12 protein-coding genes, 1 tRNA gene and 2 pseudogenes are annotated in these 17,466 nt (G+C 42.8%); 12 read left to right on the top strand and 3 right to left on the bottom strand.

Going from position 1 to position 17,466, the window contains the following annotated elements:
* Positions 1–46: 46 nt before the first annotated feature.
* The 5 genes from ACX0G7_RS23960 to ACX0G7_RS23940 all read left to right on the top strand — a co-directional run bounded on the left by ACX0G7_RS23960 (position 47) and on the right by ACX0G7_RS23940 (position 6,030).
* Complete coding sequence (locus tag ACX0G7_RS23960) at positions 47–1,333, top strand: epoxide hydrolase family protein (protein WP_458926063.1); 1,287 nt, start codon at positions 47–49, stop codon at positions 1,331–1,333.
* A 319-nt stretch (positions 1,334–1,652) separates the two neighbouring features.
* A complete protein-coding gene (locus ACX0G7_RS23955; RefSeq protein ID WP_458926062.1) occupies positions 1,653–2,675 on the top strand; it encodes an alpha/beta fold hydrolase in 1,023 nt (340 codons plus the stop codon).
* Between the two features lie 783 nt (positions 2,676–3,458).
* On the top strand, positions 3,459–3,911 hold the full coding sequence (locus tag ACX0G7_RS23950) for a hypothetical protein (protein ID WP_458926061.1): 453 nt from the start codon (positions 3,459–3,461) through the stop codon (positions 3,909–3,911).
* Between the two features lie 23 nt (positions 3,912–3,934).
* Entirely contained in the window at positions 3,935–4,747 is an 813-nt protein-coding gene (locus ACX0G7_RS23945; protein WP_458926060.1) for an alpha/beta fold hydrolase, read from the top strand.
* Positions 4,748–4,848: 101 nt separating this feature from the next.
* Positions 4,849–6,030 carry a DUF3095 family protein gene (locus ACX0G7_RS23940; RefSeq protein ID WP_458926059.1) on the top strand — a complete coding sequence of 394 codons (1,182 nt, stop codon included), beginning with the start codon at positions 4,849–4,851 and terminating at the stop codon, positions 6,028–6,030.
* Positions 6,031–6,885: 855 nt separating this feature from the next.
* Here the strand turns inward: ACX0G7_RS23940 and ACX0G7_RS23935 are convergent.
* Positions 6,886–8,421: an ISL3 family transposase gene (locus tag ACX0G7_RS23935; RefSeq protein WP_458926058.1), complete on the bottom strand. Its 1,536-nt coding sequence runs from the start codon at positions 8,419–8,421 to the stop codon at positions 6,886–6,888.
* Between the two features lie 60 nt (positions 8,422–8,481).
* Here ACX0G7_RS23935 and ACX0G7_RS23930 point away from each other — a divergent pair, with 60 nt between their 5' ends.
* From ACX0G7_RS23930 to ACX0G7_RS23920, 3 genes and pseudogenes are all read left to right on the top strand, one after another.
* Entirely contained in the window at positions 8,482–8,952 is a 471-nt protein-coding gene (locus ACX0G7_RS23930; RefSeq protein WP_458926057.1) for a helix-turn-helix domain-containing protein, read from the top strand.
* Between the two features lie 506 nt (positions 8,953–9,458).
* A pseudogene (locus tag ACX0G7_RS23925) lies at positions 9,459–10,525 on the top strand (IS3 family transposase); the annotation flags it as partial.
* A 582-nt stretch (positions 10,526–11,107) separates the two neighbouring features.
* Entirely contained in the window at positions 11,108–12,688 is a 1,581-nt protein-coding gene (locus ACX0G7_RS23920; protein ID WP_458926056.1) for a BACON domain-containing protein, read from the top strand.
* 144 nt (positions 12,689–12,832) lie between these two features.
* Here ACX0G7_RS23920 and ACX0G7_RS23915 read toward each other — a convergent pair.
* Together ACX0G7_RS23915 and ACX0G7_RS23910 are read right to left on the bottom strand one after the other, a co-directional pair.
* Positions 12,833–13,057 (bottom strand): annotated as a pseudogene (locus tag ACX0G7_RS23915) (IS3 family transposase); the annotation flags it as partial.
* Between the two features lie 167 nt (positions 13,058–13,224).
* Positions 13,225–13,298: transfer RNA gene (locus ACX0G7_RS23910), tRNA-Pro, on the bottom strand.
* A gap of 182 nt (positions 13,299–13,480) precedes the next feature.
* Between ACX0G7_RS23910 and ACX0G7_RS23905 the strand changes: the two genes are divergently transcribed.
* The 4 genes from ACX0G7_RS23905 (at position 13,481) to ACX0G7_RS23890 (ending at position 17,454) form a co-directional block, all read left to right on the top strand.
* On the top strand, positions 13,481–14,764 hold the full coding sequence (locus ACX0G7_RS23905) for a dihydroorotase (protein ID WP_458926055.1): 1,284 nt from the start codon (positions 13,481–13,483) through the stop codon (positions 14,762–14,764).
* 66 nt (positions 14,765–14,830) lie between these two features.
* Positions 14,831–15,358, top strand: coding sequence for a DUF4199 domain-containing protein (locus ACX0G7_RS23900; protein ID WP_458926054.1), 528 nt, complete (start codon positions 14,831–14,833; stop codon positions 15,356–15,358).
* A 3-nt stretch (positions 15,359–15,361) separates the two neighbouring features.
* Positions 15,362–16,306, top strand: a complete 945-nt coding sequence (locus ACX0G7_RS23895; protein ID WP_458926053.1) for a glycosyltransferase family 2 protein — start codon at positions 15,362–15,364, stop codon at positions 16,304–16,306.
* Entirely contained in the window at positions 16,306–17,454 is a 1,149-nt protein-coding gene (locus ACX0G7_RS23890; protein WP_458926052.1) for a glycosyltransferase, read from the top strand. Before ACX0G7_RS23895 ends, ACX0G7_RS23890 begins: the two co-directional genes overlap by 1 nt.
* Positions 17,455–17,466: the final 12 nt, after the last annotated feature.

Raw genomic sequence — 17,466 nt, 5'->3', positions numbered from 1 at the left:
ATCTGTCCCAGAATACTTTTGTGTAAACAAACTAAAAACACGTAACATGAAAAGAAATACAAGAATTATTGCTTCGATAGCGGTTGCCGGAACATTGCTGCTACAAGTCGTTGCAGGTAATGGACAGACAAATACATCGACCAGGACACTAACGTCAGAGGATATACGAAAATACCACATTCATGTCGCTGAAGCTGAGCTTACCGATCTTCGCAGACGTGTGCTGGCTACAAGATGGCCTGAACGTGAAACAGTACAGGATCATTCCCAGGGGGCAAAACTTGAAAAAATTCAAGCCCTGATAAGACACTGGGGTAACGGCTACGACTGGCGTAAAGCTGAGGCAAAACTCAACGCACTACCCCAGTTTGTAACAAAAATTGATGGCCTGGATATTCAGTTTATCCATGTTCGTTCAAAACATCCCAATGCCCTTCCATTGATTATGACACATGGATGGCCAGGCTCCATATTTGAACTTCTAAAAGTTATTGGTCCACTTACGGATCCAACTGCATATGGCGGTCGTGCTGAAGATGCATTTCATTTGGTGCTACCTTCAATTCCCGGCTACGGCTTTTCAGAGAAACCTACAAAACCCGACTGGGGCCCACTACACATTGCAACTGCCTGGGATGTGCTGATGAAAAGACTTGGATATAAGCGTTACGTATCACAGGGAGGCGACTGGGGTGCAATCATTTCAGAGATAATGGCAGTCCACGCACCAGAAGGATTATTAGGTATTCATATCAATATGCCAGGAACAGTGCCAAATGAAGTGTTGAGGCTTTTGCAGAACGGGGATAAGGTGCCAGTTAATTTTTCAGAGGCAGAAAAGGAAGCCTATGCTTCCCTGGAATTTTTCTATAAGAAAGGATTCGGTTATGCAAATATGATGAATACACGTCCACAAACACTGGGTTATGGTTTAGCAGACTCTCCCGTTGGACTTGCCGCATTTTTCTATGACAAGTTCTCTGAGTGGACGTTTACCGGCGGCAACCCTGAGAAGAGTCTCAGCCATGAGGAGATGCTCGATAATATAACACTTTACTGGCTCACAAATACTGGTACATCCTCGTCACGTTCTTATTGGGATGCAACGCAGCTGGGCGGCGGGCCTTTCAATGCTTTTGATATTCCAAAAGTTCCAGTCGCAGTAACTATTTTCCCCGGCGAAATCTATCGTGCACCGCGCAGCTGGGCAGAAAAAGGCTTTCACAAACTGATTTACTGGAACGAAGTAGACAGAGGTGGTCATTTTGCCGCCTGGGAAGAACCAGCTCTGTTTACAACGGAAGTACGTGCGGCGTTTAAGTCCCTTCGCTAGCAAGCGTCGGTAGCTACATCCTGTTTCTTTGTGTTGAATTAAAACTGTTAGACATAGGTACCTATAATCTCCATTTCAAGAACGTCCAAAATGTTGCAGGATTTGCTTAAGTGGCAGCGTTTGGTAATCTCAGGGCTATGAAAGACTGCTTCACGATTTATACTGACCTGTTCGGCTAACTTGTCATTGTTTAACTATATCCTCCACTACTACATTTGAAAGGTGGTAGCTGCGATCAGCTAACAATTTTGTGGATCCCTATAATTTTTTATCACCTGTTTTTTTCTGTAACAAATTCATCAATTGTTAATCGGACATTATGTATTCAATAGACCAGGATCGTCGGAATTTTATTGTTAATGCAGGCAAAGTATTAGCAGGTGGTGGAATTACCATTTTAGGTTTAAGCATGAAACCAATGTTGAAGGGGAGGTCTTCCATTGTACGTTCTGCCTTGCCGGTGAAGCAAATTAAAGCAGGAGTATTAGATATCGGCTATGCCGAAGCCGGACCAGAGAATGGTCCGCCGGTTATTTTGTTGCATGGATGGCCATATGATATTCACAGCTTTTCAGAAGTGATACCTCATTTGACTAAACACGGATTTCGCGTATATATCCCGCATATGCGCGGTTATGGCACAACCACATTTTTAGAAACTTCCAGTAAACGCAATGGGCAACAGGCTGCATTTGCCGTTGACATGATTTCTTTTTTAGACGCTTTAGATATAAAAAAGGCGGTCATCGCCGGATTTGACTGGGGCGCCAGAACTGCTTGCATCATGGCCGCTCAATTCCCTGAACGGTGTAAAGCTTTGGTTTCAGTCAGTGGTTATCTCATCGGCAACCCCGCTGCTGGCAAAATGCCGCTATCACCTTCTGCTGAGCTTCAATGGTGGTATCAATTCTACTTCAGCACTGAGCGTGGCCGCTTAGGGTATACTTCTAATCGAAAAGAATTTGCCCGGTTGATCTGGAAGTTGGCATCTCCTGGCTGGAATTTTAGCGACACGACCTTTCAACTGTCTGCCTTGTCGTTGGAAAACCCGGATCATGTTGATATCGTAATCCATAATTATCGCTGGCGACTTGGACTTGAGGTTGGTGAGTCACGATATGATGACATAGAGCGTTCCCTTGCGAGCGTCCCGGTAATAAACGTTCCAACGATTACTATCGAAGGTGACAACAATGGAGCACCGCACCCACCTCCATCGGCTTATGCTAATAAGTTTACCGGGAAATACAAACATCTCTTTTTTAAAAATACGGGTCATAATCCTCCGCAGGAAGCACCAGAGCGTTTCGCAAATACGATTGTAGAAGTTAATCGGTTTTAAAATTATATAGGCTGATACCTCCTATGGAAATGTCTGTGAAAGTGTCAGAAGGGCTGCATTGCAGATATAAGAAGAATTTGGCTCCTCCAGGTATCAGGTAGTTACAACAAGAAAAGATTTAAGTTATGTCAAGTAATTTATCTGTATAATCGCCGGCGTTTTTTAAGGAATCTGTCTCTGGCAGTGGGGGCCATTACGCTCGGAATTGCCGAACCTGCAAGGGCGCAAAGCAAAACCGGAGATGCTTATGCGAACCGACTAATTGATGGTGAATTATTATCACTTTGCGAGCTAACAGCTGGTTAAACACGCAAAGGTTGCATACATAGACCCTAAAAGATGAGGTTGTTCTGATCAACTTTTGCACTATACCAGTATTAACTGGCTTAGGCAATTACTCTATATACGTGAGTGGTCTGATAAGTATAAAGATAACGGGTTAGTAGTGGGTCGGCGTTCATACTCCGGAATTCAGTTTCGAACACAATCTGGCAAATGTTCGTCGCACGTTTACCAACCGGGACGTCGGCTACCAGGTTCCAATAGACAACGATCGCATAATATCAGAGGCCTTTAACAACAACTTCTGGCCGGCAATTTATATTTTGGATGGTAATGGCAAGATCCGGCGTCAACAATTCGGTGAAGGCGCCTACCTGGACTGCGAAAGGGTAATACAACAACTATTGGCATCATCAGGAACCTCGAATCTCAATAATAAATTAGTCAGTATCGAGCGAAAAAAGATTGAAGCCCCCGCAGATTGGGACAATCTCAAGTCATTTGAAAACTATCTCGGTCAGACTCGAACACAAAACTTCGTATCTGCCGGGCAAAGCTCCGCGACTCGGAATTAAATATTATTTCATGCCGGCAATTTTAAAACTTAATCAGTGGGGCTTGCAGTGGGCCTTGTCGGGCCAGTGGGTTATAAAAAACGAAAGCATCATTCTTCGACAAACCGGTGGAAGTATTGCATGTCAGTTTCACGCCCGTGATCTTCATTTGGGGATGGGACAGTCAATAAGCGGACAGGCCATAAGATTTAAGATCCTGATTGATGGCGAAGTCCCAAGTCTTGCTCATGGGAATGATGTTGACAGCAATGGCACCGGAGTAGTAACGGAACAGAGACTTTATCAACTGATCCGACAGCAAAACTCTATATCAGGTCGTCAATTTGAAATCGTGTTTTTAGACTCCGCAGTCGAGGCGTTTGCATTCACATTTGGCTAAACTAAATAATAAACGATATCAAGATGAAAAACAGCAGTTATACAGATTTGCATCACACGGCCCAGACTAATTTTATCGATGTGGACGGTATTGCCATCGCGTATCGAAGGTTCGGGCGGCCCACCGGAACCCCTTTGGTTCTTTTACAGCACTTCACCGGGACAATGGACAATTGGGATCCAGCCGTTACAAATGGCCTGTCGAAAAGTTTTGAGATTATCCTGTTTGACAACAATGGAGTTGGTAGCTCATCTGGTGAAACACCTCGTACAATCCAAGAAATGGCAGATGACACCATCAAGTTTTTCAAAGCGTTGAATCTGGATAGTATTAACCTACTAGGCTTGTCAATGGGTGGATTTGTTGCTCAAGAAATTGCATTGAAAGAGCCGGCCTTGGTGAACAAGCTGATACTTGTAGGCGCAGGGCCGAAAAGCGGTGTCGGTATCTCAGGCATAGTAAATCTGATAGCTGATTCTGAGGCATTCAGTCCAGATGAGCAAAAGTTGTATTTTTTTTACGAAACGACGAACAGCAGTCGCGCCCTGGGCGAAGAATCCCTGAAGAGAATTAATAAGCGTACTATTGATCGTGATCCGGAAACAAGTAGCATTGCAGTGCAGGCCCAGTTGGCATCGATCTTAGATTGGGCAGCCCCTGACCCTGATGCAATGAATCAATTACGCCAAATCAAACATCCCGTTTGGATTGTAAATGGCAGTAACGACATTGTAGTCCCAACGATTAACTCCTATACACTTTTCAAATACCTACCCAATGCAAAGTTGAGTCTGTATCCTGATTCCGGTCATGGATCACTATTTCAATATCCGTAACTTTTTGTAAGGGAAGCGATCGCATTTTTAGACAGTTAAATGCTGATGCAAATATGCATGTGTATGAGAAATTAAAATTGATATTTTTAAAATTGTTAGTTATGAAATTAAATACAGATTTATTTTATACTCAGATTGCACCAAACAGTATAGGGATAGATGATCTTTTAAGTAATGAAGAACTTTTTATTAAAGTGCCTTCCGATTGGCATATTGTTATTACTGATATAAAAGATTCTACTCATTCGGTATTAAACGGAGAACATGAAAAAGTTAATGTTGTTGCTACAGGAAGCATAGTTACTGTATTAAATATTGCTTACAAAATGAGTATCGACGTTCCATTTTTTTTTGGTGGAGATGGTGCTTCGTTTATTGTACCACCTGTAATGATCTCACCAGTCATGCAAGCATTATTCTTATATAAAGAAAGGTCCCTGGCGAATTTTAACCTGGAAATCCGCACAGGGACCATTACAGTTAAAAAAGTTTATAGTGAGGGTTATGAGCTGAACATCTCAAAATATAGCAGATCATCTGTCTTTTCAATGCCTGTGATGTTAGGGAATGGATTAAACTATGCAGAAGGGCTAATAAAGGGTGTTAGCGGTATTCAAGATGAATATCTGCCCCAGGGCAACGAGTTAGATCTGTCAGGCATGGAGTGTCGTTGGGATAGGATTGCTCCTCCTGAAAACCAGGAAGAAGTAGTGGCGCTGTTAGTCATCGCCAGGAGGGGCTTTCGCCAGTCTTCAACCTTCAGAAATGTGATGCAAAAACTCGATGAGATCTATGGTTCGGCGAAGCAAAGACAACCAATTTCAATATTGAAGCTTCGTCGGCAAACTACTTACAAAAGCATAAGAACAGAATTAATTGTCAAATTTGGAAGATTTCGCCTGATAAAGTTTATACAAGCACAAATCGCATATGCTTATCGATATATTTATTTGCGTACAAAAAATGGAAAACGATTTCTAAGATTGTTGGTTGAAATGGCTAATACGCTGGTCATTGACGGAAAAATCAGCACTGTCATTTCAGGCACTGCCTCTCAGCGGGAAAAGTTAGAAGCGTATCTGACAGAAATGGAACTGACGAAAAAAATATTTTATGGTTTGCATATTAGCAGTGCATCGATTATGTCTTGCTATGTGAGAAATACGAATAATGGACATATTCATTTCGTAGATGGTTCAGAAGGCGGGTACACTCAGGCCTCAAGAATCATTAAGAGCAAATTAACTGCATCCAATCTTCAAATTGACACTTCAATCGTGTAGCTGTCTTCCAATCATTAGCTCACTAAGTCTGCCTCTGGAAATTTTCATTTGCGATTTAATATCTCGGGACGTGGTAGATAGAGACGCACCCTGTAGTTCCAGCCGGGCATAATCGGCAGCCAGTTTGCAAATTTTTGAAATGAAGCAAGAATCAATTGTTCTTCCTGTGGATCAGGATCCTGTAAAAGGTTATCCAGCGTTATGTCATCAGGTGGCCAAGATCCTGTCAGTTCAAGTGCTTAACCTTTAAAAAACCCAAATACCTCTTTAAGGTATTCCTCGAGATCCTAACGGCCTCGGTAACTGTTTGAAGCACAACACCATTTATTCTGTGCCTGATCTCCTCTTTTAAATTACTCATGCTAATCGTTTGTCCAGCCATGCTAGTGTAGCATTTTTATAGAAAACTGCGAAGCAAACGATTACTTAAAACTTCCCTTCCAGGTGGGCACTACTGTCGGAATGACTGGGCTCAATATATGAAATTGGTCAACAACGCCGGAACGACAGCATGCCGGTCAACATCACGAGAATGATCCTAAAAAAATCCCCAGGTGTGGTCACTTTTAGCGGAAAATCCTAGAAAAGCGTCTGGTTGGTTCTAGTCTTATAGTGCCTTAAGCATTATGGAGAATATTAATTAGAAAGAAATACGGTGGAACTCGCACCCACGCGAACTCCTCTGGGATTCCGCATTAATCCCCACGATGTTGATAGATTTCTCCGATACCGACTTCCCCCGGATGTATCTTTGTATCCATCCATCGATCTCAACTATAGACCCATTCATTCACCTTTAAATTCGAAAGATGGAAAAGAAGAGGATCAACTTCCCACCAGAGTTCTGGCTGTTCCTTACAGCGATGGCTCATCTGGCAGTGGAAGTGTTGAGAAACTGGAGGTAGGCAGTATGATCTTACCGGCACCTTTCGCAAACACCTTGAGGCCTGATATTGATTTTTCCACATCATTGAGCCATTGCTGCAGCGATCCTTCTTGCTTATCTCGAAACAATTTTTTAAACTGCTTGACTTGTTTTGCAGTTTGGTTTACCACACGGTATTGGCGACATAGTTGACCCAGAAACTTTTTATCCTCTGTTGTTAATTCCGCTCGTTCCTTTTGAAGCAAGAAAGACAACTTACCAGCCGACCATGTTTTTATAATGGAGGGGTCTGTCTTGTGATGTGGTCGTGTTATCTTATAGCTTTTTAATAGCATATTCATGTTGTTGCAAAACTGCGTATAGCCACCGTTAAAACCTAGCTTTACTATATCTGCGTGAAGATCTGTATAAAGTCTACCTGCATTGGTTTCCTGTAAAAGGTAACCTTGATATGCATCAAAATTTGTTGATCTGCTTCCTGTTTTTTTAGGAAGGAAATCCATTCTGAGGTATTTCCTAATGGTAATTCTCGTTATACCCAGACTTCGGGAGATGGCTCTGATAGTATACCCCTTGTCTTTTAATTCTTTTACCTTACTAAATCGTAGCAGAAGTTCCGGGTTGGAATTCATGGCAAAGGTCATGGCCGTAGGCATTTCTTGTTCTTTCAAACTGATGATTTCTGTGGCGGACGGAAGGGTTGTTGATGCTTCTGGGTTATTGTAAAGTGTGAATGCTTTTGTGAGTTCCTTTCCCATAGATTGGAACATCTTTTTTGTTGCCTCTCCCAGGTTCATCAGCAAATGAAAACGGTCGGCAACCTGGATAGCTTGAGGGGCTCCTTCCCGACCACCCTTCGAATAAGGCCCACCGCGATCCCGCGAAATGACCCTTACTTCCTGGTGACCTTTAAACCACTGAGATACAGTCGCAGCTTCTCTGTCTGGCAACAAGTCTATTACTTTATTTGGATACAAATCAACGATGATAGTCCCGTAAGTTTTAGCTTTCTTAAAAGCCCAATCATCTATACCAATAATCCCAGATGTCATTTGAGGGACAACCAGCTCTAGTCTCTTTATTACCCTTAATATTGTTGAAGGACTTACTGGCAAGTGAGTAAGGTAAGCGATTGCAGATCCTTTATTGCCGCCAAGTTCAAGTGCCAGGCTTCTTAATAATTCTGTACATCGGTTAAAGCGCCGGTGATACGGAGATATTTCCTTTTTGAAGCGCTCGGTAAATACTTTTTGTGTACAATCAGGATTATCACAGAAATATTTCCGCGATAGCATTAACACCCGAACACTATATCCTGAAGAGGGTAGATCGCCTAATACACGCTTATACCTGCTATGACTCCGTTCGCTGACACAACCACAAGAGGGACAAATGGATGCCGTTTGGCAAGAGGATGTTTTAATTATTAAATGTCCCTCTAACAAAGAGAGCGAACAATCCTTAAGTTGTAGTGCGTCGGGTAAAAGGAAGGCTGGAAACAGCATAATGTATATTAATCAAATACACATCGAATTTATACTTTTGTAATAGGAAATCGAAAAAAAATGAGTAATGCTCCAATGAAGGTTAAAGGGTATGATCCAGCAGCTATTAAAAAACTACTGACAGCTGACGAGTCTTTTGTTGTAGCGATACGATTGTACCTGGTGTACCAAGTCGCTTTGGGCCATTCGAGCAGACAACTGGCAGAAATGCACAACATCAGTTTTAAGCAAATAACTACCTGGGTACACAGGTTCGAAGAGGAAGGAGTAGATGGATTACGCAACAGGAAAGGTCGGGGAAGAAAATCACAATTATCAAAAGCTCAAATGCAGCGAATAAAGAAACTAGTGCTCAAAGAGCTTCCTACAGACCATGGATACGAGCAGAACAGGTGGACGGGACCTTTACTTGCCAGTTGGATTGAAAGCAAGTATGCTATCAGTTACGAGCGTGCCCAGATTTATAACCTGCTTAGGAAGCTAGGAATTGAATTCTACAAGCAAGAAGGTTTAGTTGAAGTAAAAGTGTAGTTAATTAGTATACTTTCACCAAAAGCGATGAAGAACCAAGTTCGCCGGAATATACACAAATTATGAGATCAAGAGTTCTGCCGTATACAGACACAGCATGATCTATTTTAATTTGGTGCAGCTGAGCAAGTATTCCACAGAAGTAAAGCAATACCTGAATAAAATAAATTCCCCCCGCCACAGCCTGACTTTAAAAAGATGATGCGTAATACGAAGAATGATCAACGTTATGATAGTAACCCAGATAAGACCTTAGGAGATAGGATGAAGCATCAGGGAAAATAGTTATGTTTGGATACGATAAACATTTCATTTCGAGATCTAGAATATACTGATAGGGATCTTGAAATTACGCATCAGATCCATATCATCATTGTAAATGGTGTTGAAGATCTTGACTCCTTCGTTGATTTTAATACGGCCAAGCCCAGCTGTCGGCTTCCCCAAACTTCGGCCCGGTGATTTAGAGTTAACTGGCAATTTGTTAACTTTAAATTTTAAGTTTTATGCAAAAGAAACGATTTACCGAGGGCCAGATAGTGGCCGCAATTAAGATGCAAGAAGCGGGTATCGCGGTCAAAGGAATCTGCAGGGAACTGGGAATCAGTGACGCGACTTTCTATAATTGGAAAGCCAAATACGGCGGGATGCAAGCCAGCGATATATCCAGGATGCGCGACCTCGAAAAGGAAAACTCCGAACTCAAAAAGATGTTTGCTGAGATGAGCATTGAAAACCGCGCATTAAAAAATCTCATTGAAAAAAAGTTGTAACGCCCCAGGAGAAAAGGGAGGCTGCTGACTATTTGATCGTAGATGAGCAGCTTAGTATCCGAAAGGCGTGCACATTGGTAGGTTTATCCCGAACCACCTATCAGTACAAGGCAAAACCCAAAGATGATTTTGAAGTTCAGGACGCGTTGGCCGCGCTTACTACTAAACACGTTACTAAAGGATTTTGGCAATGTTGTTACCGGCTCTGGAATAAAGGGTATACCTGGAATCATAAAAAGATCCATAGAGTTTATACCAACATGATGCTGAACCTGCGTCGCAGGGTTAAACGCAGATTGCCCGAGCGTGTGAAGCAAGCCTTGATGGCGGCAACGGCGCCGAACCAGGTATGGAGCATTGACTTCATGTCCAATAGTCTTGCTGATGGCAGGAAGTTCCGGATATTAAACATCATAAATGATTTTAACCGGGAGTCACTTGCAATCGAGATTGACACGTCATTGCCAGCACGGAGGTTAATACGCATCCTTCAAAAACCGATTGAAGAACGTGGTATCCCAGCCAATATCTGCTGCGACAATGGCCCTGAGTTTATCAGCAGGCTACTTGATGAATGGTGCAATGACCATAAAATAACAATTCAATTTATTCAACCAAGAAAACCAACACAGAATGCCTATGTGGAAGGAAAAAATGGTAGCATGCGTGGCGAACTTATCAATCCACACCTGTTCTTTACCTTATCTGGAGCCAGATGGCGGAGTGAAGAATGGCGACATGATTACAACCCCGAACGTCCGCATAAATCGCTTGGGTACCTTGCGCCAAAGCTCTATGTTGAGCTATGGTACAAAAGCTCAGAATATGCACCCCAGCTTTATCCACAAACGGCGAACGGAAATCCTTTTCAAATTGAAGAGAGCCGTTTAGTGGATAAAATATTTGAAAACCAAAATGATCATTAACTTGGAAAACTCTAGATCACTCCGGTACTAAAAAGAGGGGAGTTTACAACATTAGTGTAAAAAAATCAAAATACTTCTGACAAAAAATTTGGGTAGAAGAAAAGAACAGAACCTGAAAAATAACAAGCTTCACTATCATAGAGTAGATTTACTAAGGACAGCCGAAAAGTTTTATTGAAGGCGCCTCGGTCAAGTGTCCGTCAAATTACGGGGTCCTAATTAAATACACAAGTCCGTAATGATTTGTGAAACAGGAATTCGGTACTAATGATTGCAAGTAATAGGTCTCGGCAAATGACAGCCGCGACAGGTTTCCATCGACTTTTTTGGCGAAAAGTTAGTTTTCTAAAAATTTAGTTTTTATCTTAACGAACTTGTTTGGATTCTTTCACTTCGCAAAGATTTTCAAAAACGTTGTTGACGCGTATCTGCCACCTACCATTAAAAAAGTCACTAATGTCAGCATTGCGTTTTGTTATCTATTGTTCCTTCTCTTTATTGATATGTTGTCAAAAAGCTCCTATAGGCTCAACTGCTGAACCAGCAGCTGAACTTAGCATAGACAAGACGACTCTAAGCTTTAGCGCAAAAAAAGGGGAAAACGGCGTAATCGTTATTCGCAGCAATGTAAATTGGAAAATAACGACCAAGACCGCAGGCGTTTCATGGCTTTCGTTTAATAAAGTGACTGGGAGCAAAACGGATACCGTAACAATCTCTTGTATAGCTGATAATCTTGGAGACAGCGTAAAAAAAGCAATAGTTGTTTTCAGCCCCGTGGCATCTGCCCAGGAGCCAAAGGTCGAGATTGAAATTTCACAAGCGGGTGCGGACCCAGTAGACAGTACTAAGAACGCATTTGGTGGATCTCAACCTGATTCTTTTAATGACGTTATTGCAACTCCTGATGGAAATTACCTTGCCATCGGATACACTTCAAGTAAGGATGGTGATGCACCGGGGGGATCTAAACAAGAAGACATATGGCTTGTAAAGTTTAACCCCACCAGCCAGATAATCTGGCAAAAGAAACTTGCATCTGATCAAAGAGATTTTGGCGGGCAACTGATTTATGCGCACGGTTCCGGATACCTCCTCACCGGATCTCTCGGTCCTGTCGTATCAAAAGGAACTATAATCAAAATCGATGAAAACGGCAATTTACTCTGGCAGAAATTATATGGAGGATCTAATGGGGATGGGATCGGTTCGATTGCAAAAACCGCAGACGGTGGGTATATCGCATGTGGAGGTTCCCAAAGTGCAGATGGAGACATTCCGGCAAACAAAGGATTTGTCGACAGTTGGGTGATTAAGATTGATGGAGATGGCAAGCTGCTGTGGAGCAAAACTTATGGAGGAAGTTATATTGATTATTTCTCGTTCATCAAACAAAATGCCGATGGGAGTTATACAACAATAGGTACAACAGGAAGTTTTGATGGCGATGTTGTTGGGAATCATCCTTCGTCTTCAGATGCATGGGTAGTTAACCTTGACGCCAGTGGCAAAATTACCGGTCAAAGATGTTTTGGGAGTGAGTATTATGAGGCAGTTGAAAGTGTGACGAGTACAACGGATGGAGGGTATGTTATTGCTTGTGTTACGAATAGCAAAGGTGGTGGAGACGTCCTTCAGACCGGTTTTGGAGACTATGATTCGTGGGTAATAAAAGTAGACGCTGCACATAAAATCCTCTGGTCAAAGATGTTTGGAGGAAGCGGACGAGATCTGATCTCCTCGGTGTCACCAACTTCTGATAACGGATATGTTCTCGCCGGTTCGACGTTTGGCCCCTTACCCAATATAACCGGCCTTGGAAAAGAAGATGGCTGGGTTTTTAAATTAAATTCCTCCGGACAAATGTTAGGCGAAAAATTGATCGGAGGATCCATGGGCGACTATGCATACAAGGCAATTGAATCTAAGCAAGGTGGTTACATTGTGGTGGGCTTCACAGTGAGTCGGGATTTTGATATCCATGGACACTCCGATTCTTATTCGGAAGACGCATGGTTTATGAAGTTTAAGTTCTAAGCGATATTTTGCAAAAATTGTTCTCAGTCACAGCGGACGATCAACTGGTTAGTTTAGATCCGGAACTAAGTAAAATATAACTAGTTCACAACCACTATGGAATAACCAACAAGCTGTACTTGCCCTAGAAAACCGGAGATTTGATTAAGCTGCTTTTGTTGAAGATAATTTTTCTTGTTCATATTCAAATTGATCAGGTGATAAGTACTCCAGTAAGGAATGCATGCGCTGTCGGTTATACCACGATTCTATGTACTTAAAAATGCTGCTTCGTGTTTCTTCTTTGTTCAGCAAAGTTTTGTTCGAATAAATAAGTTCTCGCTTTAGCGTCTAAAAGAAACTTTCGGCTACTGCGTTATGCCAGCAATTAACAGGGCTAAAATGAAAAAACCCTGTAAATACTCAATATTTACAGGGTATGATTGCTTTTGACAGCTGTTCTTGTCGGGCCTCGCCCGACGAAGCCCGCCGGGCGGAGAAACCCTCCCTACAAGACATAAAAAAGCCCGCCTTCGCTAAAGCTACGGCGGGCGAAGTCGGGAAGACAAGATTCGAACTTGCGACCCCTAGCACCCCATGCTAGTACGCTACCGGGCTGCGCCACTTCCCGAACTTTCCAATCAATTGTGGCTGAAACTGACTGGCCGGCCATGAAAACCGGGCAACAAATGTACGTCAAATTTACTATCCGCAAAAATTATACTATGCCAGCGATTCTCTCAATCCCATCAATTACAAAGTATTAGGTCCATGTTCAAGCTATGCCTTATCTTCGCTCAACTTTTTTTTTACATGAAGGTCCTCATAAAACAAGCGCTGGTAACTGATCCTTTATCGCCCGCTCACGGAACCGTACAGGATATTTTTATAGATTCAGGAACAATCAGGGATATTCAACCGGAACTCAGCCCGGAAGTTGATGAATTGATCAGTGGAACCAATATCTGTGTCTCCCCGGGATGGGTTGATCTGTTTGCCAATTTCGCTGACCCCGGTTATGAATACAAGGAAACGCTTCAGACAGGCAGTGCAGCTGCCGCAGCGGGTGGTTATACCGATGTTTTTGTGATACCTAATACAAAGCCGGTTATTGACGCTAAATCGCAGGTGGAATATATATGTCACAAATCGGCTTCCCTTCCCGTTACCATTCATCCCATTGGCGCTATATCCAAAAATTGTGAAGGCAAAGAACTGGCGGAAATGATCGATATGAGATCCAGCGGGGCCATTGCTTTCAGCGACGGGCTTAACCCGGTACAGTCTGCCGGTGTTTTATTGAAGGCACTTCAATATGTCAGGGCCTTTGATGGTGTTGTGATCCAGATCCCTGATGACAAAACAGTCGGCGCAAACGGGTTGGTGCATGAAGGCATTGTTTCCACCAGGCTTGGCCTGCCAGGCAAACCAATGATGGCCGAAGAGTTACTGGTGGCGAGAGATATCAAACTGGCCAGGTATGCGGAATCGAAGATTCATTTTACCGGGGTAACATCGCCCAAATCACTTGAGTATATCAGGCGCGCAAAGGCTGCGGGCATACAGGTAACCTGTTCAGTTACGCCGTATCATTTGTTTTTCAGCGACGATGACCTGGTTCAGTACGACACAAATCTCAAGGTATATCCACCTTTACGAACAAAAAACGATATTGTGTCGCTTAAACAGGCAGTGGAAGAAGGAACGGTCGATTGTATCGCCACCCATCACCTGCCTCACGAATACGATAGCAAAATACTGGAGTTTGAGTATGCGAAATACGGGATGATCGGGCTCGAGACAAGTTATGCTGTGTTGAAATCAGTATTTCCGGATATGAATGAAGGCAGGATTGTAGAGTTGTTAAGCTTAAATGCCCGGAAAATATTTGGACTGGCAACAGCAACCATATCAACAAATGCAAAGGCTTCGATGACGATTTTTGATCCGAACGGAAGCTCCGTTGTTGATGTAAAAAACACCAGGTCCAAATCACGGAACAGTGCGTTTATGGGAATGAACCTGAATGGGAAAGTAATAGGAATTCTGAACAAGGGCCAGCTCATCAAAGCACACAACAGTATGCAACCTGTTTAATACATCGATAAAAACTATCAACCCAACTTAACCCATCATAAACTGAATCAACAACAAATGGAACAAATGAAAACCAACACTGGCCTTGTCTATGGAGTGATTTGCGGAATAGCCGTTATTCTATTGACCCTCTTGCTTTATATAGCGGGGCTTGAATGGTTTACCAGTCCGCTTAAATATCTCCGCTATGTAATTCCGATTTTGATTGGATTCCTTGGCGCATACAAACAGCGTAGCTTGCAGGGTGGATACATTACCTTCCAGGAAGCCCTCAAAACTGTATTCATAATTTTCATTATTTCTGTAGTACTTGATACACTCTTCAGCTATCTTTTGTTTAACGTAATTGATGTACCATTCATGCAAGCGGTGATCCAGGATGCGGCAGTCAGAATGGAAAAATTCCTGGTAAAGATGGGAACCAAACAAGAGGACATCGACAAAGCAATGGCTGAATTTGACAACCCTGACAATTTAAGTCCGGGAAACATATTACTAGGTGTGCTTGTCAGCCTGATCGGATGGTTCATCGTTGCCCTGATCATCGCGGCTATCGTCAAAAAGAAAAAGCCTGAATTCGAAAATCAATTTTAATAAATGGATCTTTCCCTGGTTATACCCTTACGTGATGAAGAAGAATCCCTGCCTGAGTTATGTGCATGGATAAAACGTGTAGTCGATGATCAAAATTATTCTTACGAGATCATCCTTATCGATGATGGCAGTATTGATAACTCATGGGAAGTAATTGAATCACTTCGCCTGATTGATCCCAATATCAAAGGAATCAAATTTCAACGCAACTATGGCAAATCAGCCGCCCTTAACGAAGGATTTAAAGCCGTTAAAGGTGATGTGGTGATCACGATGGATGCCGACCTGCAAGACAGTCCTGATGAAATCCCCGGACTCTTTAATATGATTGTCGCAGACGGATTTGATATGGTGAGTGGATGGAAAAAAGTGAGGTACGATAATACGCTGACAAAAAACATCCCTTCTAAATTTTTTAACTGGGCCACCAGGCGAAGTTCGAAAATACCATTGCATGATTTTAACTGCGGATTGAAATCATACCGAAAAAAAGTTGTAAAAAGCATCGAAGTGTACGGCGAAATGCATCGGTACATTCCCGTACTTGCCAAGTGGGCCGGCTTCCGGAAGATCGGTGAAAAAGTGGTTGAGCATCGTCGCCGTAAATACGGGAAAACAAAGTTTGGGTGGGAACGTTTTATCAACGGCTTTCTCGACCTGGCATCTATCATGTTTGTTGGTAAATACAGCAAAAGACCCATGCACTTTTTTGGATTGATGGGAACGTTGTTTTTTCTCCTGGGTCTTGGTATTGTGATATTTTTGATCATTAGCAAAATCGTGGATCCGTCGAGATATGTGAGCAACCGTCCGCCTTTTTATATATCGCTGACTGCTATGGTGATCGGGTCACAGCTATTCCTGGCAGGTTTTCTTGGGGAGCTGATTGCAAGAAATTCAATAACCAGGAACAATTATTTGATTGAAACAAAAGCAGGGTTCGACTAATGCCGGTTAATGTCGTTTTGATTGGTCCTGCCCACCCCTTAAGGGGAGGTTTGGCCAGCTTTGATCAAAGACTTGCAAAAGCGTTTAATGACCAGGGGGATAACTGTTCTATATATTCTTTCTCGCTTCAATACCCTTCATTTTTATTTCCTGGTACAACACAGTATTCGTCTGAGCCGCCGCCTGCGGATCTTGATATACACACCCGGATAAATTCGGTGAACCCATTGAACTGGATATCGGTTGGGGAGGAACTGAGAAAAAGAAAACCTGATCTTATTGTTGTAAGATACTGGCTGCCATTTATGGGAGCAGCACTTGGTACAATCTTAAGAAGAGTAAGGAAAAACAAACATACCCGTATTGTTGCCATCACAGACAACGTGATCCCTCACGAAAAACGGCCGGGCGATGTTCCACTTACCCGCTACTTCCTGAAGAGTTGTGATGCATTTGTAACGATGAGTGAAAAAGTGATGAATGATCTGAGGACATTTGAACCTACCAAACCAGCCAAACAGGTACTGCATCCGTTATACGATAACTTTGGCGACCCGGTTCCGAAGTCTGAAGCCCGGGCTAAACTTGAATTGCCTGTTCATCAGCCGATCGTGTTGTTTTTTGGTTTCATCAGGAAATATAAGGGGTTGGATCTGTTGTTCGAAGCCATTAAAGTATTAAAAGACAAATACCCGGCAGCCGCCGAGATCCGCTTTTTGATAGCTGGTGAATTCTATGAAAACGAAGCGCCTTACCAGGAACAGATAAGAAACCTCGGGATTGCTGACCGGCTTATTCTCAGAACCAACTTTATTGCCGACAGTGAAGTGAAATATTACCTCGGGGCTGCCGACATGGTCATTCAACCTTATCGCAATGCTACTCAAAGCGGCGTGACGCCACTGGCTTATCATTATGAAAAGCCAATGATTGTAACCAATGTGGGAAGTCTGCCAACACTTGTGCCCCACGAGAAGGTAGGTCTTGTCTGCGAACCGGAGCCCGGATCGATTGCCACGGCCATCCTGCGCTTTTTCGAATTAGGCGAAAGTTTTTTTATTCCTCATCTTCGCGTCGAAAAAGAAAAGTATTCCTGGAACAAACTAACCGATGCAATAATGGCGGTTGGCGGCTTGAAGAAGAGCTGAATGATCCCTGGT

The organism is Flavitalea antarctica (assembly GCF_054461535.1).
The sequence above is the reverse complement of the archived record's forward strand: the minus strand, read 5'-3'. Positions and strand labels throughout refer to the sequence as shown.

Bases quoted from the DNA above. Each gene is read 5' to 3' on its own strand.
- ACX0G7_RS23960 (WP_458926063.1), top strand. From the start codon at position 47: ATGAAAAGAAATACAAGAATTATTGCTTCGATAGCGGTTGCCGGAACA.
- ACX0G7_RS23955 (WP_458926062.1), top strand. From the start codon at position 1,653: ATGTATTCAATAGACCAGGATCGTCGGAATTTTATTGTTAATGCAGGC.
- ACX0G7_RS23945 (WP_458926060.1), top strand. From the start codon at position 3,935: ATGAAAAACAGCAGTTATACAGATTTGCATCACACGGCCCAGACTAAT.
- ACX0G7_RS23940 (WP_458926059.1), top strand. From the start codon at position 4,849: ATGAAATTAAATACAGATTTATTTTATACTCAGATTGCACCAAACAGT.
- ACX0G7_RS23935 (WP_458926058.1), bottom strand. From the start codon at position 8,421: ATGCTGTTTCCAGCCTTCCTTTTACCCGACGCACTACAACTTAAGGAT.
- ACX0G7_RS23930 (WP_458926057.1), top strand. From the start codon at position 8,482: ATGAGTAATGCTCCAATGAAGGTTAAAGGGTATGATCCAGCAGCTATT.
- ACX0G7_RS23920 (WP_458926056.1), top strand. From the start codon at position 11,108: ATGTCAGCATTGCGTTTTGTTATCTATTGTTCCTTCTCTTTATTGATA.
- ACX0G7_RS23905 (WP_458926055.1), top strand. From the start codon at position 13,481: ATGAAGGTCCTCATAAAACAAGCGCTGGTAACTGATCCTTTATCGCCC.
- ACX0G7_RS23900 (WP_458926054.1), top strand. From the start codon at position 14,831: ATGAAAACCAACACTGGCCTTGTCTATGGAGTGATTTGCGGAATAGCC.
- ACX0G7_RS23895 (WP_458926053.1), top strand. From the start codon at position 15,362: ATGGATCTTTCCCTGGTTATACCCTTACGTGATGAAGAAGAATCCCTG.
- ACX0G7_RS23890 (WP_458926052.1), top strand. From the start codon at position 16,306: ATGCCGGTTAATGTCGTTTTGATTGGTCCTGCCCACCCCTTAAGGGGA.